This window comes from Treponema sp. J25, assembly GCF_004343725.1.
Classification (GTDB): Bacteria; Spirochaetota; Spirochaetia; order Treponematales; family Breznakiellaceae; genus J25.
In genome coordinates, this window is record NZ_PTQW01000009.1 from 102219 (window position 1) to 120774 (window position 18556).

Annotated in this window: 16 protein-coding genes; 14 read left to right on the forward strand and 2 right to left on the reverse strand. The window is 44.4% G+C overall.

What is annotated here, in order from left to right; all coding sequences use genetic code 11:
- The first annotated feature begins 42 nt into the window (after window positions 1-42).
- From C5O22_RS02815 to C5O22_RS13450, 6 genes are all read left to right on the forward strand, one after another.
- Window positions 43-1302, forward strand: coding sequence for a uracil-xanthine permease family protein (locus tag C5O22_RS02815; RefSeq protein ID WP_132779681.1), 1260 nt, complete (start codon window positions 43-45; stop codon window positions 1300-1302).
- 147 nt (window positions 1303-1449) lie between these two features.
- Window positions 1450-3771: an alpha-galactosidase gene (locus tag C5O22_RS02820; protein ID WP_132779682.1), complete on the forward strand. Its 2322-nt coding sequence runs from the start codon at window positions 1450-1452 to the stop codon at window positions 3769-3771.
- Window positions 3772-3878: 107 nt separating this feature from the next.
- Window positions 3879-5171 (forward strand): MFS transporter, encoded by a 1293-nt coding sequence (locus C5O22_RS02825; RefSeq protein ID WP_132779683.1) that lies wholly within the window; start codon window positions 3879-3881, stop codon window positions 5169-5171.
- A gap of 357 nt (window positions 5172-5528) precedes the next feature.
- Window positions 5529-6692, forward strand: a complete 1164-nt coding sequence (locus C5O22_RS02830; protein WP_132779684.1) for an aldo/keto reductase — start codon at window positions 5529-5531, stop codon at window positions 6690-6692.
- Window positions 6693-6821: 129 nt separating this feature from the next.
- Entirely contained in the window at window positions 6822-7058 is a 237-nt protein-coding gene (tnpB, locus tag C5O22_RS13790) for an IS66 family insertion sequence element accessory protein TnpB (RefSeq protein WP_486389484.1), read from the forward strand.
- The gene (locus C5O22_RS13450; protein ID WP_165910370.1) at window positions 6965-7174 is read left to right on the forward strand and encodes a hypothetical protein; all 210 of its coding nucleotides are present in this window, start codon (window positions 6965-6967) and stop codon (window positions 7172-7174) included. The genes tnpB and C5O22_RS13450 overlap by 94 nt, the downstream gene beginning before the upstream one ends.
- 132 nt (window positions 7175-7306) lie before the next feature.
- On the opposite strand, the gene C5O22_RS02840 is transcribed toward C5O22_RS13450, so the two are convergent.
- Window positions 7307-8008 carry a 4'-phosphopantetheinyl transferase family protein gene (locus tag C5O22_RS02840; protein ID WP_132779686.1) on the reverse strand — a complete coding sequence of 234 codons (702 nt, stop codon included), beginning with the start codon at window positions 8006-8008 and terminating at the stop codon, window positions 7307-7309.
- 111 nt (window positions 8009-8119) lie between these two features.
- Window positions 8120-9331: an IS256 family transposase gene (locus C5O22_RS02845; protein WP_132779687.1), complete on the reverse strand. Its 1212-nt coding sequence runs from the start codon at window positions 9329-9331 to the stop codon at window positions 8120-8122.
- A 323-nt stretch (window positions 9332-9654) separates the two neighbouring features.
- Here C5O22_RS02845 and fabG point away from each other — a divergent pair, with 323 nt between their 5' ends.
- Genes fabG through C5O22_RS02885 form a run of 8 tightly spaced genes read left to right on the forward strand, consistent with a single transcriptional unit; the run spans window position 9655 to window position 18488 of the window.
- Complete coding sequence (gene fabG / locus C5O22_RS02850; protein WP_132779688.1) at window positions 9655-10377, forward strand: 3-oxoacyl-ACP reductase FabG; 723 nt, start codon at window positions 9655-9657, stop codon at window positions 10375-10377.
- Complete coding sequence (gene fabZ, locus C5O22_RS02855; protein ID WP_132779689.1) at window positions 10374-10886, forward strand: 3-hydroxyacyl-ACP dehydratase FabZ; 513 nt, start codon at window positions 10374-10376, stop codon at window positions 10884-10886. The genes fabG and fabZ overlap by 4 nt, the downstream gene beginning before the upstream one ends.
- A 22-nt stretch (window positions 10887-10908) precedes the next feature.
- Window positions 10909-12282, forward strand: a complete 1374-nt coding sequence (locus tag C5O22_RS02860; protein ID WP_132779690.1) for a phosphopantetheine-binding protein — start codon at window positions 10909-10911, stop codon at window positions 12280-12282.
- Between the two features lie 5 nt (window positions 12283-12287).
- Window positions 12288-14738 (forward strand): beta-ketoacyl synthase N-terminal-like domain-containing protein, encoded by a 2451-nt coding sequence (locus C5O22_RS02865; RefSeq protein ID WP_132779691.1) that lies wholly within the window; start codon window positions 12288-12290, stop codon window positions 14736-14738.
- Window positions 14735-15166, forward strand: a complete 432-nt coding sequence (locus C5O22_RS02870) for an acyl-CoA thioesterase (RefSeq protein ID WP_132779692.1) — start codon at window positions 14735-14737, stop codon at window positions 15164-15166. Before C5O22_RS02865 ends, C5O22_RS02870 begins: the two co-directional genes overlap by 4 nt.
- Window positions 15167-15189: 23 nt before the next feature.
- Window positions 15190-16254, forward strand: a complete 1065-nt coding sequence (locus C5O22_RS02875) for a hypothetical protein (RefSeq protein WP_132779693.1) — start codon at window positions 15190-15192, stop codon at window positions 16252-16254.
- Window positions 16255-17613 (forward strand): hypothetical protein, encoded by a 1359-nt coding sequence (locus C5O22_RS02880; protein WP_132779694.1) that lies wholly within the window; start codon window positions 16255-16257, stop codon window positions 17611-17613. It begins immediately after the preceding gene.
- Window positions 17613-18488, forward strand: coding sequence for an ACP S-malonyltransferase (locus C5O22_RS02885; protein WP_132779695.1), 876 nt, complete (start codon window positions 17613-17615; stop codon window positions 18486-18488). Before C5O22_RS02880 ends, C5O22_RS02885 begins: the two co-directional genes overlap by 1 nt.
- The last annotated feature ends 68 nt before the right edge of the window (window positions 18489-18556 follow it).

Here is an 18556-nt window from a genome sequence, read left to right on the forward strand (position 1 = left end):
AAATCGGATACATTCCTTTCAATTTATGGTCAGGGAGGAATCATGGGAGAAAAACGAATAAACGGTAAAACGGTGATCCTGGGGCTCCAGCATACCTTTGTTATGTTTGGGGCTACCGTCCTGGTTCCCATTCTTACGGGATTGGATATTGGGGTAACCCTCTTTGCGGCGGGGATCGGAACGCTCCTGTTTCATGTGATAACAGGGTTCCAGGTCCCCGTTTTTTTAGGGAGTTCCTTTGCCTTTATCCCGGGCATTGTGGCGGTGGGGGCCTCCGAAGGACTTCCCTATGCGCTGGGGGGCATCGTTATTGCGGGGCTCCTGTATGTGGTGGTGGCCATCATCTTTAAGTTCTTTTCGGTGGAGCTGTTGCACAAAATTCTTCCTCCCCATGTCACGGGCCCGATGATAATCCTCATTGGTCTTATCCTTGCCCCCGTGGCAATCCAGAATGCCAATGGGACCAATTCAGAGGCCCTTAAGCAATTGATTGGTGAAAATGGTTGTTGGGCCCTGGCCCTTTTTACCTTTGCGGTGGGTGTTTTTGTAAAGATTGTGTTCCCTAAGCTGGGCTGGAAATTTACGGCGAACCTGCCCGTGCTTATTGCCCTCGCAGCGGGGTATCTTCTTTCGATTGCCCTGGGGTTGGTGGATTTTTCCAAGGTTTCTGCGGCTCCCTGGATTGGGATTCCTGCCTTTAGCCTGCCCAAATTTTCCCTCTCGGCTATCTCAGTGATGGTCCCCATCGCCATCGTAACAATGGTTGAACATTTTGGGGATATCCTGGCTATCGGTAATGTGGTGGGCAAAGACTTTATTGCTAAACCGGGGATCTACCGGACCTTAATCGGCGATGGTCTTGCCACCTCTGTGGCGGCCCTCATCGGGGGACCCGCCAACACCACCTATTCTGAGAATACCGGCGCGGTGGCCCTTACGGGCGCATTCGACCCGGTTATCATGCGGATTGCGGCATTTTTTGCGATCCTCCTTTCGTTGGTTCCCAAATTTACTGCCCTCATTGGCACTATCCCAGCGCCGGTAATCGGGGGAATTTCGATTCTGCTTTTTGGTATGATTTCTTCTATTGGTATTAAAAACATGATCGACGCCCGGGTAAACATGTCTAATCCTAAGGCGCTCATTATCACTGCCACCATGTTGGTGCTTGGCCTAGGCGGGGCAAGCTTTAATTTGGGACCGGTTCATCTCTCGGGGTTGGGACTGTCCGCCATCTTCGGTATAGTGCTCAACCTTATCCTGGTGCATAAAGACGCGGCCGAACTGGAAGAGAAACAGTAAGCCCCCAAGATTTGTGCCAAACATTCCCATATCATGGGATTAACAGGGCTCCCATTACCCCCTCGGAAGATATGGGAGGGGAGGGGCCATAAAATTATAGAAAAAATGAAGGGCCCTAGAAATGGATCCGGGTAGAAAGGGAATAGTATGAAAATCCTATACCATGAGAATTGTCAGGAGTTTCACCTACAAAATGAAGGGCTGAGCTATGTGCTGGCCATTCTTCCTAATGGGGAAGTAGGGCTTCGGTATATAGGATGTCCCCTCGATCCAGACCGAACCTATGGGTATCTGGAACGATACGAAGGACGGGGGATGGGAACCCACCAGGAGGGGCTCCCTTTTGAGTTTTGCCTCGACTGGGCCCGTCGGGAGTATCCCACGAGCGGCCGGGGTGACTACCGGCAAAGCGCCCTCGATGTAAGTACCCCTAAAGGGCAACCCCTTTTCCCGGAGCTCCGGTATGTTTCCCATGAAATTCAGGAAGGAAAACCGGAGCTTTTGGGCCTTCCTGTAAGTTATGCAGAAAAATCCTCCGACGCCATGACCCTTGTCCTTACCTGTATCGACGGGGCAATAGGAATCGAGGCCCGGCTTTTTTATACTATTTTTGGGGGCTTCCCGATTATTGCTCGCCGGGTAGAAATAAAAAACAAGGGTTCCCAAAGAGTGATGTTGCGGCGGGTCATGTCCTGTGCCTGTGATCTGGATGATAGCCGGTGGGTGTGGTATCAATTTTCGGGCGCCTGGGCCCGGGAACGGCAACCGTTCTGTACCCCCCTGAGGCCGGGAATCCAAGCTATTGGCAGTACCCGGGGTTCTTCCAGTGCCCAGCATAATCCTTCTTGTATCCTTGCCCGACCGGAAACCACCGAGGATCACGGTGAAGCGCTGGGGGTGCTCCTCTTATATTCGGGAAATCATTCCCTTGAAGTTGAAGTAGGTTCCCACGGCGATACCCGGATTGTGGCGGGGATTAACCCCTGGAACTTTTCCTGGACCCTTGTGCCGGAAGACCGCTTTGCCACGCCGGAGGTTCTTCTGGCCTACACGGCGGGCGGCCTGGGCGAACTTTCCCGGGCTTTTCATGGGATAATTCAGAACCACGTGGTGCGGGGCTTCTGGAAGAATCGAGAGCGGCCGATTTTGATTAACAACTGGGAAGCCACCTATTTTGACTTTACAGAGAAAAAACTCCTTTCTCTCGCCCAGGCCGCCCGCCGCCTTGGTATCGAGCTTTTTGTGCTGGACGATGGCTGGTTTGGCCGACGCAACGATGACCGCTCTTCCCTGGGGGACTGGTATCCGAATCCAGAAAAACTTCCCGATGGCATAGAGGGCCTTGCCCAAAAAATAGTGGACCTCGGCCTTCGCTTTGGCCTCTGGATAGAGCCGGAGATGGTAAACCCCGATAGTGACCTGTATCGGGCTCATCCGGATTGGGTGGTGGGTGCTCCCTGTACAAAGCGAACCCTGGGGCGGAATCAACTGGTCCTTGATATGGGCCGGCCCGAAGTGGTGGAGTACCTCTATGGGGTGATAGCGCAGCTTCTTCGTCGTTCGTCGATTAGTTACATTAAATGGGATATGAACCGCCATATCACCGAACCCCTGTCGGCGGCCCTTCCTCCTGAACGGCAGGGAGAATTCTTTCATCGGTATATTTTGGGGGTGTACGAACTGTATGATCGGCTTACCCGGGAGTTTCCCCAGGTGCTTTTTGAATCCTGCTCGAGTGGGGGCAACCGTTTTGATGGGGGCCTCTTTGCCTATGCTCCTCAGGCCTGGACCAGCGATGATACGGACGCGGTAGAACGGCTCTTTATCCAGTGGGGAACCAGCTATTTCTATCCTCCTTCCACCATGGGGGCCCATGTTTCGGCGGTACCGAACCATCAGGTAGGGCGGATCACTCCTTTGTGGAGTCGGGCCTTTGTGGCCTTTTTTGGCGCCTTTGGCTATGAACTGGATATCGAAAAGCTTTCTGAGGAAGAACAAGAGGCGTTGGCCCGGCAGGTGGCTTTTTATAAAGAATGGCGGGGGGTGTTTCAATTTGGCCGTTTTTATCGACTCCGGGGACCCTTCTGGACCGGTCCGGCGGCGAACTGGATGCCGGGAGGCGCCGGCGGGGCCTTCCATCTTCCCGATAATGAAATAGCCTGGATGAGCGTCTCGGCGGATCAACGGCGGGCGGTGGTGTTGTATTTTCAAATCCGCTCAAGCCCTAATCCTCCTATGACACGGCTTCCCCTCCGGGGGCTGGATGCCCGGCGTCTCTATCGGCTACGGGTATATCCGGCACGGCGGCTTGCGAAAGAATGGGGCCCTGAAGCGGCCATCCGGAACAACGAAGGACTCCGTCGCGGGGATGAACTCATGCAGGTGGGGCTTCTTTTTGGGGGTGATGGCTGGGCGGGAACAGGTCGGGGGGATTATGCCGCCTGGCTTGTAACTCTGGAAGCAGAATAAAAAGCCCCTCTTAGGGGCAGGCAGCGAAGCATCATTTCCTACCAGTGGCTCGGGGGGCTCAAAAGAATTTTTCCCAAGGATATAAAAAAGTATGCTATACTAACCTCATGGAAACTTCAAAAAAGCTGGTTTTGTTAGTTCTTATGGCCCTGATGCTGGTGGTCCTGAATTCGGACGGCCAGGTCATGGCTCCTACCCTGGCGATTATCGAAAAAGAATTTGGGGTTACCGATGCCACCGTGGGAGTGATGATGGGCCTCTTTACGGTGTTGGGAGCGGTGGTCTCCCTGCTGTGGGGCTACTTTGCCGATAAGGCAAGTCGGAAGCTTCTTTTTATTCTCTCGGTATTAATCGGAGAAATACCCTGTGCGCTTACCGCCCTTGCACCTAGTTGGCCCGTTTTTTTTGTGCTTCGGATCCTCACAGGAATTGGCATGGGAGCAGCTTTCCCTTTGGTGTTTTCTATTTTAGGAGATATCTTTGATGAACGGGAACGCCCCTGGGCCTCGGCGATTCTGACCGTTTCCTTTGGGTTGGGGAACATTGTTGGTGGTGTGTTGGGGGGCTATGTAGGATCCAGTGGTAACTGGCGCCTTCCCTTTGTACTGGCAGCCCTGCCGAACATTCCCCTGGTAGCCCTATTCTGGTTTCTGGTACCGGAGCCTAAGGCAGCGGCCAGTGAAGAAGCCACGAGGGCCCTTGTGGAAGCGGGCCTGGTGTATCCCAAACGGATCCGGCTTTCCGATTATACGGGGCTTTTTTCTATCAAAACAAACCTCAACCTGTTAATTCAGGGAATCGCAGGAACCATTCCCTGGGGTTCCTTTTTCTTTCTGCAGAAATTTCTTAACCTTAATAAGGGGCTTTCCATCACCGATGCTACCAACGTGTACCTGGTTTTTGGTCTGGGCATGGTGGTGGGAACCATCGTGGGGGGTATTTGGGGAGGAGCGGTTTTTAGAAAGAAGGATGCCCTCTTGCCCTTTTTCTGCGGGATTACCACCTTTGCTGGCTGTGCCCTGACGTTGGGGGTGGTGCTGTTGCCCCTGCCCTTGTGGGCTCTTATTCTCATGGGGTTTTCGGCGGCCTTTTTTGCAGCCATGACCGGTCCCAACATGCGGACCATGCTCCTGGACGTGAATGTGCCGGAACATCGGGGAGCGGTCTTTTCTATTTTCAACTTAACCGATAGCCTCGGGACCGGCTTTGGGCGCATGGTGGCAGGATTTATTTCAGATCTTTTAGGTCTTATGGCGAGTCTTGCCATTTCCGCATCCTTTTGGGTATTCTGTGGAGCAGTCCTTTTGGGGACCGTTTCTATTTTCCCCCGGGATCGCGCTTCCTGTAAGAAAACCCTTGAACGGGTTGCGGAGGAGATGAAAGCCCAGGCCCGCTCGTGAATCCAGGCTGGGCCTGGTTATATGAAAGCCCTTGCCGGCTTCTTAGGGGAAGGACGAAAGACCCCTTCCTCAGGTTGATGGAGGACGGGGAAGCCTGCAAGGGAGTCTCCGGAAGGAAGGGGCTTTTCGTGCGGTGGTCGGGGAGAGACCCTTCGCCTCATGGTTTGCCGGGGATAGGGCGAAAGGTTCGTTTCTTCCTCCAGCGGGAGAGAAAGGGCCTTTCTCAGGTGGTATGTCGGGGATAGGGCAAAAAGGGCTCCTCCGCCACTAATCTGGGAAAAGGGTCTTCCGTAGGTGGTAGCCAGGGGAATATAGCCAAAGAGTTGTGATGTTTCACAAAAATGAAAGGATGAGGGTATGCAGTATCGCGGGTTTCCAAAAATACCGAATAAATCTATTTCGGTGCTTGGCCTTGGTATGATGCGGCTCCCCGTGGTGGGAGGAGAAGGCAGCAAAATAGATGAAGATGCCGCAGAGCAGGTGTTTCTTACTGCGGTGGAAGGGGGGATCAATTACATTGATACGGCCTATCCCTACCATGGGGGGCACAGCGAAGGTTTTACGGGAAAGGTAATTCAAAAGCACAAGCGCCGGGATTCCCTGTATCTTGCCACCAAAAGTCCCATCTGGCTTGTGCAAGAGGCCCGGGATTGGGACCGTTATTTGAATGAGCAGCTTGAGCGGCTCAGGACGGACCATGTGGATTTCTATCTTTTCCATGCGATGAACCAGGAGCGCTGGGAAAAACTGCTGCGTCTTGGAGGCCTTGAATGGGCGGAACGGGCCCGGCGAGAGGGGCGGATCCGGCATATCGGTTTTTCGTTTCATGACCGATATGAGGTTTTTAAAACCATCGTGGATGGGTATGAGGGCTGGGAGTTCTGTCAAATCCAGTTAAATTACCTGGATACGGAGTACCAGGCCGGGCTTGCGGGGCTCCATTATGCGGCGCAACGGAATATTGGGGTAATCATTATGGAAGGGCTCCGGGGCGGTGCTCTGGCCCGGCTTCCTGCGGAGGCCGCCGCTTGTTTTGAGAGAACCGGCCAATCCCGGTCGGCGGTGGAGTGGGGGTTCCGTTTCTTGTTCGACATGCCTGAGGTCGTAACGGTTCTTTCGGGGATGGGAACGGTAGAGCAGGTAAAAGAAAACTGTCGTGTTGCGGAGGAGGCTCGTCCCCTCATCCTTTCAGAGGAAGAGAAAAAAGCCTACGCCGCTGCGGCCCAGGCAATTCGAGCCCGGATGCCTGTCCCCTGTACTTCCTGTGGGTACTGCCGTCCCTGTCCGCAGAATGTGGCAATTAATGAAATTTTTGGTATCTATAATTCGGCGGTCGCCTTTGAGCAGCCAGGGGAAGCCTTATGGTATAAGAAGGCCTATGTGGATGCGGGTACCGGTGCCGATGCCTGCGTCGCCTGTGGTGCCTGTCTTCCCAAATGTCCCCAGGGCATTGATATTATTACCCAGCTTCAGAATGCCCATCAGTACCTTATGAAGGCCCTTACAGGAGACAAGGGATAGGTCGTAACCGTCAATTTCTCCCCATCTTTTGCGCGCATACAGGAGCACCTATCTTGAAAGCCAATAGGAGCAATCAAGATGCAGTTACGGAAAGAAAAACGGATTTTTGCGCGTATGGGGTTTACGGATATGCGGAAGCACATTAATGGGCTTGCCGCATTAGTACAGAACCATCAAAACGAGGCTCCTTTTGATGGGAGTTACTACGTGTTCTGTGGTAAGTCGAGACGGCTCATCAAGATCCTCTATTGGGATGGGACCGGCTTTTGTCTGTGGACAAAACGCTTAGAACGGGACACGTTCCCGTGGTCGCCCATGAACGCAAAAAGCGGGGCCGAAAACCCAAGGCCGAACCACTGCCGATAAAGAACATCGTCTACGAACTGCATGATGAAGCACGGGCCTGTCCCTGCTATGGAAGTCCCCGGCCAGAGATTGGGGAAGAGCGGACCAGTGAATATGAGGTGATTCCCGCCCAGTAGGTGGGCTCCGGTAGGCTACCGAAACGGGAAGCCCTGTTACCGTATAACCTTGCCCTATCCAGCTATACCGCTAACGGGATGTAATTGACGGTTACGATTAACCGAAAATAGCATCCATAATTTTTATGACGATTAATAGCTAGCAAATCTTTCTTCACTTAGTTCACAAAGAGTAGTAAAAGAAGCCGATGAAAACTGAAAAAATGAAAATCGACAGTTATCATAATTTTCTTTCTCTAATCCTACCACAAGGTTAGCTACAAATTGAGAAAAGCTATCATCTTTTATTACCGAGCTTAAAGAGAGACCTCTACATTTTGCGTAAGACTCAAATACGGTCCAGCTTTTGAGTACTAGGTAAGGGTCATTGAAAGTTTTGGTTTTGAAGAGAAATTTTGAATAAAGAAGAGGATTGCGAATTTTGGAAATTACGTCAATATCTATTCCTACTTCGATTTTATTGCCTCCGACAGCAATTACATATTCTGATTGAGTATGGGATATATTAAATGAAATTGGGAAATTAGCAAGAAAAGGTTTTCCGTTTGGATCAATATGAAAATCGAGAAATTCCGTTGGTATTCTGGTATATTCTGATAGAACTTGATACAAAATCTGGCGTTGTAAAACAAAGCGGTAACGATTCTTCTCTTGTGGTATTAACGAAAATTTGTATTTATCGTAGGAACAAAGAGTCTGATACATAGCATAATCGAAAGATAAAGAATGTTGATTATCAATTTTATTGTCATTTAAATCAAAATAGAAAATAGTGGTTCCTGAATCAATAAAAAACATTCTGGCTTTACAATATTCATTAATAAGATCTTGCATTCCTGAATCCTGTAGGTAATCACTTCATAGCAGTAAGTATAAAATACTGTCATATAAGCACGGCTATCAAGATATAAGGAGCCATCCCAAATTTTGTGTAAACGGGAATTTTCATAGTGATACCCGATCACCGTAAAAGATACTACATTGATGCATTGCCATACCCCAGTCTCGGATAGGCATGGTCCATTTTTTAGATATATTTTGTAGTGCCATGAAGACAAGCTTCATCGCTGCCTCCGTCGTGGGAAAGCTTAAGCGGTTTCTTGTGATTTTCCGGATTGAGAAATTGAGTGACTCTATGGCATTGGTTGTATAGATTGCTTTGCGGATTGGTTCAGGGTACTTGAAAAAGGGAACGAGCTCTGGCCAGCGGTTGTTCCAGGTCCGGGAGATCAGGGGGTACTTGGTATTCCAGCGCTCCGCAAACTGCTGGAGTTCTTCCAGAGCCGCTTCTTCACTGGCTGCGGTGTACACCTTCTTCAGATCCGCAGCCACCGCCTTCCGGTCCTTGTAGGGGACAAACTTAAGGGAATTGCGGACCATGTGCACAATACAGAGTTGGATTTCTGTCTTGGGAAACACTGTCCTGATTGCTTCAGGAAACCCGCTGAGCCCATCAACGGCTGCAATCAAAATATCCTGGACACCCCGGTTTTTAAGCTCATTTAAGACCCGGAGCCAGAAGGCCGCCCCTTCTGCCTGGTCAATCCAGAGTCCCAGGAGTTCCTTTTTGCCCTCTAGATTGATTCCTAACGCAACATACAGGGCTTTTTTAGCCACTTTGCCGTCATCCCGCACATTGAGCATAAGGGCATCAAGAAACACGATTGGATACAGCGGATCAAGATTCCTGTTCCGCCAGCTATCTAGGAGTTCCTTTACTGAATCGGTTGCACGGCTTATGAGTTCCGGAGATACCTCGACTCCGTAGATCTCTTTAAGGTGGCCGCTTATTTCTCGGGTTGTCATTCCTCGGGCATACATGGACAGGATCTTGTCATCAAACCCTTTAAACTCCCTTTGGTGTTTCGGGATGATGGCTGGTTCAAAGGTTCCTTCCCGGTCTCGGGGAATCGCGATCTCAAGCGGGCCCTGATCGGTCCGTAGCGTCTTTTTAGTTTTACCATTGCGCCGGTTCTCGGTCTGCTTCTCACTCTGATCATGCTTTTCATAGCCCACATGCTCGGAGAGCTCGGCTTCCATTGCCCGCTCAATCAGCGCCTTGGTAAGCTGCTTTAACAATCCATCCGGACCGGTAATATCCTCCGGTCCCCGATACTCCTTTAAGAGTTCATCCAACACTTCTTTCGTAATGGCCATACCTACTCCTTCTTGTAGTATAGCCGTTTACACAAAATTTGTTACAGGCTCTATAGCGATGATATCCGCCTTTTTGCTCTGAGGAACAAAACTCTGCGGGAGGCTTTTGAAAACCATCCTGAGCGGTTCCCGAAGCGGGGCCCTAAGATGTGGAAAAGCAAGCGGGTCGTCTACCTCAATCCCTCCCCCGAAACGAAACGAGTGGTTTATCAGAGGATCGCCTAATCAGGTGACAACTTGACAAAGAGCGTTTCCTTGTGGTATTAAAAAAAACGTAATTTACGGGTCTCTTCAATTTTATTGATAATTTTGGGGGTAAATTAATGAAAGCGGTGGTGACTGGTGGTAGTAGAGGTATTGGAAGGGCTATTGTAGAAGAACTGGTACAGAATGGATATCACGTGACTTTTACTTATAATTCCCGAGAAAAAGAGGCTCATGAATTAGTTGAGATTTTAGGAGCCGATAAAGTTTGTGCTGTCAAGTGTGCTATCACAAATGAAGATGATATAAACCATCTGTATGAAATAGTATGTGGTAATGAAGAAGGTTCTATAGATCTGCTAGTTAATAATGCTGGTTTAACAAAGGATAATTTTTTTGCTCTCATGGATATAGACTCATTTAAGACAGTAGTAGATACCAACCTACTTGGCACTGTTCAAGTAACCAAACGCTTTATAAAAAAAATGGTTTCTCAGAAATCTGGTGTTATTATCAATATTTCATCCGTTGGAGGTATACTTGGACCGGAAGGACAAACAAATTACGCTGCAAGCAAAGCGGGATTAATTGCATTAACCAAATCTCTCGCGAGGGAAATGGGGAGATATAATATTCGGGTTCTTGCTGTTGCACCAGGATATGTAAAAACTGATATGTATGCAAAAATTCCAAACCATATAAAGTCAAAACAACTTGAAGCAGTGGCTTTGAAAAGACCCGCTGAGCCTTCGGAAATTGCTGCGGTTGTAGGATTCCTTGCAAGCCCGAAAGCATCATATATGACAGGTGTAACAGTAGTGGTTGATGGAGGACTTTCATGAATAATAGTAATTTTGAAGAGAATAAAACTATGTCTTTCACGGCAAGTCAGATTCAGCAAATGTTACCTCATAAGTATCCTTTTCTTCTTCTTGATGAAGCATATAACATTATTCCAGGGGAAAGTGGTAATGGGAAAAAATTATACACCCTGAACGAGTGGTTTTTTCAAGGACATTTCCCAAAAGAACCCATTGTCCCAGGGGTCCTTTTAGTAGAATCTTTAGCTCAACTTACTGCAATTGTGTATCTTTCAGAATCTCTTAATAAAGAGAAAAGTCAAGACATAAACATGGACTTATCACAATTTGCGTCTAGAGTGGGGTATTTAGTAAAGGTGAATGTAAAATTCATGAGTCCTGTCCGGCCTGGCACTGTTCTTGATATGTCCGTTAAGATAGTGAAAAAAGTTGGAAGTCTTTCTTTGGTAAATGTGAAAGCATTACAAGGAAGAACAATAGCAGTAGAAGGGGAACTTTCAGTTTCGGAAAAAGAAAATATTCAACTTTAATTACTAAGGAAGGAGTAAACACATGACAGAGAAAATTAAAGAAGCGCAACAGACAAATGAAAAACGGCAGGAGATATTAACAAGGATCAAAGAAGTACTCGTTCGACGACTCAATTTGGAAATAACTCCTGATAAGATTGATGATGATTCTCCTTTATTTGGAATGGGACTAGGACTCGATTCAATTGATTCTCTTGAACTTGTTGTTGGAATAGAAGAAGAATTTGGGATCTCTGTCCCTTCTGATAAATTGGAAGTATTTCTCTCTGTTAATACAGTAGCGGATTTCATTTTAGGAGTTGAGCGTCTCTCTTCGTACGAAGTAAAGTGCGATGAACAGTCCCTTGCCAGATACCCTTGGCTTAATGCGTATAAAGCACTTCGCGAGGGATGTCTCATGTATGATACCAACCCTGTCATTCTTGAAATACCAGAACAAGAAAATGCTCTCGATTTTATAAGTTGGCTTGTAGCGGGTAATGATATCGTTCTAGAACCAAACCGTGCCATGGTGGGACTTCTTCTTAATGAAAACGGCCGTATACTTGATATAATTGATATTCTCATGTTTGAAGAAAAATTCTGGTTTATTCTTTCCCCAGAAAATAAAGAAACCCTCTCTTGGATTCTTAGTAAGGCCGCTGATAAATCTATAAGTATTAATAATGTTTCAGAGACATATCATCAGGTAACCTGTGAAGGTCCCTATTCCTGGAAACTCGTAAAATCGTTTGCGGGTATCGAAGTAACAGGTCTTTCTTACCTTCATTTTATGTCTTGTCAATGGGAAGGTAATCCAGTCTTAATTTATCGAGCTGGTAGGACAAATGAATATGGTTTCCGTATGTTCCTTTCTCCTCATATAGCTGAAGGGTTTACTGCATATTTAATTAATGCTGTTTCAGAAATGTTTTTTCTCTATGAAAAGAATACTACTCTAATTAAAAATTGCCTTGTAACAGCACTCCAAGAAGTTCGTTTCCCGAGTTTAAATATAACTATTATGCCTGGATCATCGCCAGTTCCTAATGAAATTCGCTGGATGGTAAATACTCGAAAAAAAGATTTCATTGGACGTGAAGCTGTTCTTAATGATTTTTCCGAGTTTGATACAAGGATAGTTGCAGTTGTGGCCTTATCAAATGATGAAATTGATAAAGAGAAATTCGATGGCGCTGAGATCTTTGTTGATACAGAAAAAATTGGGGATATAGTTATTTCTAATTATTCACCATGTCTTAATCGCTGGTTTGGTTATGGAGAATTCAAAAAAGAATTTGGTTATGTGGGTAATCGGAATTATTCAATGGTAAGCAAAGATGGTTCTGTTGTTCCTTTGATAACTGTTTCGACACCTCTTTTCCTGACAAAGAGTGCTCAAACACAAATGGAGTAGTATATATGGAAACATTAGACATTGTGGGGATGGGTGTAATTACAGTTGCAGGTTTGAATCTCCAAGAAAATTGGGAAACCCTATTGAAAGGGGAAAGCTGTATTCGAAAAGTTCGTGGGATCTGTACCGAAGGGCTTCAAACTAGCAACGCAGGACAAATATATCTTAGTGACAAGGAACTTCGAGATCTTGTTGTTGAAAAAATTGGGTATATAAAAAGTGATAAAAGACTTCCCTCAGAACGAGCGGAACTGTTATTGCTTCTTGCTTTTGAGGAAGCTAGAACAGATGCTATGATATCTCGGGAAGAATTACAACAAAAAAGAGTAGGAATTTTTGTGGGAACCTCTCTTTCAGGTTTTACGAGACTCGAAAAGGAATATCAAGAATATGGTCGAAAGAATTTTATTTCCCCGACGGCTTATCTTACCTATCCCTTACATGTGTGTGTTGATCGTCTTGCCTTTGAGTACTCGATAAGCGGACCTCGCTATCTTTTTTCCACTGCCTGTTCTGCTTCTCTTCATGCGGTGTTTATTGCAAAAGAGCTATTCAGTCGAGATTTGATAGATATTGCAGTGGTAGGTGGAGCTGAACCATTAAGTCTTATGTCTCTGGCCGGTTTTAGTTCTTTAAAGTCCCTTGCAGAGGGAAAGTGTTCTCCTTATAGTGTCACGGAAATGGGTATTAGTATCGGTGAAGGAGCAGGAGTTCTTATTCTTAAAAAGAATCAGAATAATCCGAAATATGGAAGCATTATTAACGTTGCTGGTTCCTCGGATGCTTATCATCCCACAGCATCAAACCCTACGGGAGAAACTATTCGGATTTGTATTGAAAAAGCTCTTAATGGTTTGGACTATTCAAAAGGTACGATGTATTATGTTATGTCTCATGGAACAGGTACTGCTCATAACGATAAAGTAGAAACATGTGCGCTTAAGCAAATACCAGCTTTAAAAGACGCTTATATTTCAGCAGCAAAATCGGTAATTGGACACACCTTAGGAGCATCAGGAGTTATCGAGCTCATCTACCTTGTAAAAGCTTTGCAGGAGAAAAAAGCTCTTCCTATTGCAAATTTTACAGAGCCTCGAGTCGGATGTGATCTTAACTATGTACAAGGTAAGCCGATTGATCTATCAGATGCTATAGGAGTAAAAAACGCCTTTGCTTTTGGAGGAAATAATGTTTGTGTGGTAGTTGGCAATAAAAATAACGTATCAAATAAAAAAAAATCTTGTTCTGAGGATTCGTCTGTTGTTATAACCGGTGTTGGTATGGTAAGCCCTGCAAATGTATTTGATAAGAGGGAAATAGTAAAAAAACTTGCAGAGGGAAAAACCTTTATTGGAGATATTTCTCCCGTAAGGGGTCTTAATCGATCCTTGAGCGTCTCACGGGCCGCTTTAATATCTGATGACGTTCTCGAAAAAATGGGAGATACCTTAAGAATCAAAAATATGCGTAAAATGGATCGGATATCACAAATCTCTTGTATAGCAAGTGCTCTTGCTCTTAAGGATTCTGGTTTTAAAGTTTCTATTGAGAACTCAACTGAAGTGGGGCTTGTTTCAGCTACAGGGACGGGAGCCCTTAAATCGGTAAGTGATTTTTATATAAACATGTGGGAAAAGGGTATAAGACTAGCCGATGCTAATGTGTTCCCGAATACCGTTGTCAATGCTCATCTTGGTTATGTTTCTATAGAATTAAAAATAAAGGGATATTCAACTGTTATTGCGCAGGGAAGTTCTAGCCCTTATGCTGCTCTAAATATAGGGATGTATCTCCTTAAGAGTGGTATTTGCAAAGCAGTCCTTGTTGGTGCTGTTAGTGAATACTGTGATATTTATCATCGAGCTTTAATTGATATTGGGTATGTTAATAATGTTTTTTCGCTTGATTCATATTCTGAAGATTTACAAGGAAACATAATCGGCGAAGGAGGAGTCTTTTTTGTGCTCGAACGAAAAAATGAGGCGGAAAAACGGGGGGCTCCTATATATGCTATTATAGAACAGGTAGCTTTGGATTCTGAAAAATGTGCACCTTCTCGGTATGAAATGGAAGAAAACCCTCTCAAGAAAATTCTTACTCAGTTTAATAATCTAGGAATAAAACCTTCTTACCTTGCGGGTGAAGGTAACGGTTTAAGAATTGAGAATGATTTTGAGTATGCTGCACTTACATCGTTTTATCCCGATGTCCCCAAAACGAGTGCTACGCCTTATTTTGGAATGGCAGTAGGGGTTGTTCCTTTTTATAATCTTGCATTGTTCTGTTTGCTTTCAGGATCTAACAATGTATTGGGGGTCCCCCATCAGAAGCAAAGCGCTTATGGTCTCCTGTTGCGAGGAATGACTTACATATCAGACTTGGAAAGTATTCTTGTTGGTACGGTTTCCCCAGGAGGATCGGCAGGAGCTATTTTTGCAAAAAAGGATGCCCCATGAATTGGATGACTATACCTATCGCTATTCGGTTTTATGAAGTAGATAGTTATAGAATTGTTAACAATATGTTTTACTTAGCGTGGTTTGAGATGGGACGCTTTGCTATAGCAGAAAAAGCTGGAATAGTAAGTGATCGCTTCGAGAAGGAGAATTTACGCTTTGTCGTGAAGCATATAGAGGTAGAATATCTACGGCCAGTTTATTTCAAGGATCGAGTGGTATGTGAAAGTAGTATATGTTCCGTAGTTGGTTCAAAAATAGATTTTCTTCATATTATTCGAAATGAAATTAATAAGGAAATCCATACAAAAGGTCGTACCGAGGTAATTCTTTTAAAGGATAATAAAATGCAAATACATATGCCTGAGTGGATAAAGCAATGTATTGATATATATTTAGAGCACTACCAGAAAGGTTTGCCGAAATGAGAAACAATTATAATGTTAGGCGATTGCCTTATGCTATTACGGGTGCACTTTTGTTATGTATTTTGTATGTAACATTCCTTGTATGGCATTATAATGTGAGCCAGCAAGATGACAAAAAGGAAGAAAAGTCTATTACCGCTCGCTATGAAGAAAGTTGGAAACAATGGCTTATATCAAAAAGAACTGTGGTAAATAGCTTGCAAATTCCAAAGAGACCGGTTGATGAAAAGGGTATGCCCTTACCATTTCCAGACCCTCTTATTGCTGTTGCTTTTGGAGAGGATCTTGAAAATATTAAATTTAAGGAATCATTGACATCTCACGATATGGCGCTTTTGAGGATGTATCCCTGGTTTTTGCAGCGATTTTCTTTCCAGTCTGACAAACCTGCCCAGACAAGTTTGGTTTGGAACGATCTTCCCCCTTATATACGGGAAGCAGAAATGGAAGCATGCTTATCCCACATTCAGAATTTCCTTTCTGCTAGCATTGCTTGGAACCTTCTCAAAGCGGAAAGTCGTCCGGTCCCGGCACCAAAAGTTCTGTTTTGGATGCGTAATCAGGCAATATATCTTTTAAGAAATGGGTATTATCAGGAAGGTTTTGCCTTTCTTAAAGAACTTGTTCCCTATCTATCTGCAAAAGATCCTGAGTTTGATGCGTGGCTTGGTTCGGCTACTATCATGCAAGCTCAAACCACTGAAAATGGTCTTGAAAAAATAAGATTTGTAGAAGAAGGTATGAAAATTCTTGAAAAAGCATTAATAAAGGGAGAAAGGAATCTCAGTTGTCTGTATATACGAGCCCAGACCTATCTTTCTCTTCCTGAGTTTTATCAGAAACAACATGAACAAGGTGTCAAGGATATCGAGTTTCTCGTGAGGGCAGTTGAAAGCGAACAGACATTTTTCTATACTAACCAAGAATTACTTCAAGAAAAAACAAAAATAGATTCCCTTTATCTAAAAGAGATAATAGAATGGGCCTTATCTAGTAAAAATATATCACCCTCCTTAAAACGTTCTCTGGAAAAACTGTTAAAGCAACTTCTTGTGGTATCTCAGAATGGTAGCAAAGGAGGTCAGTAAATGATATTGACAATTTTAGCTTTTATTCTTCCTCTAGGACTTCTATTTTTAGTTGATCTTGATACATATATCGTAACATCTGCATTTCTGTATGGTCTTTTGCTCTGTTACCGGTATGCCAAGAATCAGCGATATATTCTCGATATAGTATTCTTTATAGTGTATCTTACTCTTACGGTGATCCAGATTATATTTGGAATTCAACGTTTTATACCATTTACAGGATCTGTTATATACGCCACTTTATCGATTGTGTTCTTTATTTCTTCAATAGGCGTTCCGTTAACGAACGATAATAGAAAACCGCTATACCCAGAAATACTTATAGAACGTTCCATAGGAAACAGTATTCTTTCTATAATGAATTTTCTTGCCTTTACTTTCTCGATAGTTCTCTTTCCATCAATTTTGTATATTATTGTTCCTCTTGTTTTCTCTCTTAGCAGTATTCCTATCTCTGTTTTCTTATCTCCTTTCATTATTGATAAAGCGATGGAGATACGAGCTCGTTTTATTATTTCAGAAAAAGATATAATTATATTCAAAAAAACATTTGGGAATCTCAGAGGAATTTTTTGGATCTCGGATAGTCTTTATGCAAAAGAAGTTATGAGTGAAGCTGAGCGAGAAATGTTTTTTTCAGTGCTTGAAAAAGGTTATTTTTCTATATTTCAGAAATCTCAAAAAAGAGATAAAGACTCATATACCGAATTTATTGATCGGATACGGAAAGAGTACACGGTATTTGCACGATATACCAGCGCTTTTATCGTATATGACACAAAAACACAGAATCCTGTCGGTTGTATCCGTTTGGTGGTAGGAGAAAATACTAGCCCCCGGGTAGCACTTCCTCTTGAAACATATCTCCCTGTTTCTCTTACGGAGCTTCAGAAATCGGTAGGATGCATTGCTGAAGCAGGTCGTCTTGTTATAATTCCGTCGGGTCCTCTCAAAGCAAAAGTTTTAGAACTGCTAGTGAGTCTTATGATGGTAAAAGCGCTACTCCGTCGTGTACGAATAATTATCACCGATGCAATGGAAGGGACTGTTGGACTTTATGAGAAGATGGGCCTTGTTTGTATTGGTGGACCATTTTTTGATACTGAATTTTTTCAGAACTCCTGGCTTTGTGCTGTTGATGTAGCTGATTTCCTTAGCAAGAAATCAGATCTTTGGGATCGCTTAAAAAATAGTCCGCAAGCACAAAAAACAATAGCGAGATATATGGCAGCAGTGGAAAATAAAAACCGCTATCTTTATAAAAAAAACAAACCCTTCCTAGCTGTGGGAGAGCCAATTTCTTCTTTTATTAAAATTGATGAAGACAAAGTTTTGAAAAAGGAAGGGAGGTGTTAATGAAAACGATATTTCTTTCAAGTGGACAAGGAAGTTTTGTTCCCGGGGCAGGAATGTCCGAATATGAAAGAATCCCTGTTTTTTCCGCTGCTATCGATGAGATTAGTTCTATTCTAAAAGAAGATATACCTTCTCTTTGTTGGGGCCCATCTCGGGTAAAGGTTAGAAATTCTCCATATCTTTCTCACATCGCCTTATGGGCTTTAAATTATGCTTTGTATCAGTCGCTTAAAGCAACAGGTATAACCCCAGAATTCCTTATGGGACATAGTCTTGGAGAAATAATTTCCTTTTGTCTTTCTGGAGCTTTAACAATTAGTGATGCGTGCAAGCTTATTGCTTATCGGGGGATGCTATTCGAAGAAAACAAAAAAAACAATGAAAGTGATCTAGTTGCTGTTATTGGAGATCATGATCAGATTGGGTCTTTTATATCTGAAATTAGTGTTATGCCAAGCATTTATGCTGCAAATTTTAATTTACCTACGCAAGTAGTTTTTGCAATAGCAAATAAAGATATAGAAATTTTCAATAAGTTCGCCTGCAAAAAAGGATTACGAGTCGTTCCCCTTAAGATTGGTAATGGCTGCCATTCTCCTTATGTAGCGTCTATTCAGAGACAGTTAGAAACATTTGTCGATTCCCTTGATATAGATGATCCAAAAGTGCCTGTTTTTTCTTGTGTAACCTCTGATGTGGTAATTAAAGCAACAGAAGTACGGAATATCATAAAACAGCAAATTCTTTCTCCTGTCCATTGGTGGAAAACTCTTGACAGAGTAGCCCAATATTTGAACAACAAATTCCAGTTTATTGATTTAAATTATTCAAACGTAATTAAGGGGCCGCGCTCTGCCATAATAGTTGTCACCTAGAACAAGATGGAACAGGAGGTGACCTATGGCTCGGTATAGCGCCCAGATACGGAATACAATTCTTAAAA

What these genes read in the sequence shown, in the direction of transcription:
- C5O22_RS02865 (WP_132779691.1), top strand. Translation starts at nt 12,288, where the DNA reads ATGGAAACATTAGACATTGTGGGGATGGGTGTAATTACAGTTGCAGGT.
- fabZ (WP_132779689.1), top strand. Translation starts at nt 10,374, where the DNA reads ATGAATAATAGTAATTTTGAAGAGAATAAAACTATGTCTTTCACGGCA.
- C5O22_RS02870 (WP_132779692.1), top strand. Translation starts at nt 14,735, where the DNA reads ATGAATTGGATGACTATACCTATCGCTATTCGGTTTTATGAAGTAGAT.
- C5O22_RS02840 (WP_132779686.1), bottom strand. Translation starts at nt 8,008, where the DNA reads ATGCAAGATCTTATTAATGAATATTGTAAAGCCAGAATGTTTTTTATT.
- C5O22_RS02880 (WP_132779694.1), top strand. Translation starts at nt 16,255, where the DNA reads ATGATATTGACAATTTTAGCTTTTATTCTTCCTCTAGGACTTCTATTT.
- C5O22_RS02845 (WP_132779687.1), bottom strand. Translation starts at nt 9,331, where the DNA reads ATGGCCATTACGAAAGAAGTGTTGGATGAACTCTTAAAGGAGTATCGG.
- fabG (WP_132779688.1), top strand. Translation starts at nt 9,655, where the DNA reads ATGAAAGCGGTGGTGACTGGTGGTAGTAGAGGTATTGGAAGGGCTATT.
- C5O22_RS02820 (WP_132779682.1), top strand. Translation starts at nt 1,450, where the DNA reads ATGAAAATCCTATACCATGAGAATTGTCAGGAGTTTCACCTACAAAAT.
- C5O22_RS02825 (WP_132779683.1), top strand. Translation starts at nt 3,879, where the DNA reads ATGGAAACTTCAAAAAAGCTGGTTTTGTTAGTTCTTATGGCCCTGATG.
- C5O22_RS02830 (WP_132779684.1), top strand. Translation starts at nt 5,529, where the DNA reads ATGCAGTATCGCGGGTTTCCAAAAATACCGAATAAATCTATTTCGGTG.
- C5O22_RS02885 (WP_132779695.1), top strand. Translation starts at nt 17,613, where the DNA reads ATGAAAACGATATTTCTTTCAAGTGGACAAGGAAGTTTTGTTCCCGGG.
- tnpB (WP_486389484.1), top strand. Translation starts at nt 6,822, where the DNA reads ATGCGGAAGCACATTAATGGGCTTGCCGCATTAGTACAGAACCATCAA.
- C5O22_RS02815 (WP_132779681.1), top strand. Translation starts at nt 43, where the DNA reads ATGGGAGAAAAACGAATAAACGGTAAAACGGTGATCCTGGGGCTCCAG.
- C5O22_RS02860 (WP_132779690.1), top strand. Translation starts at nt 10,909, where the DNA reads ATGACAGAGAAAATTAAAGAAGCGCAACAGACAAATGAAAAACGGCAG.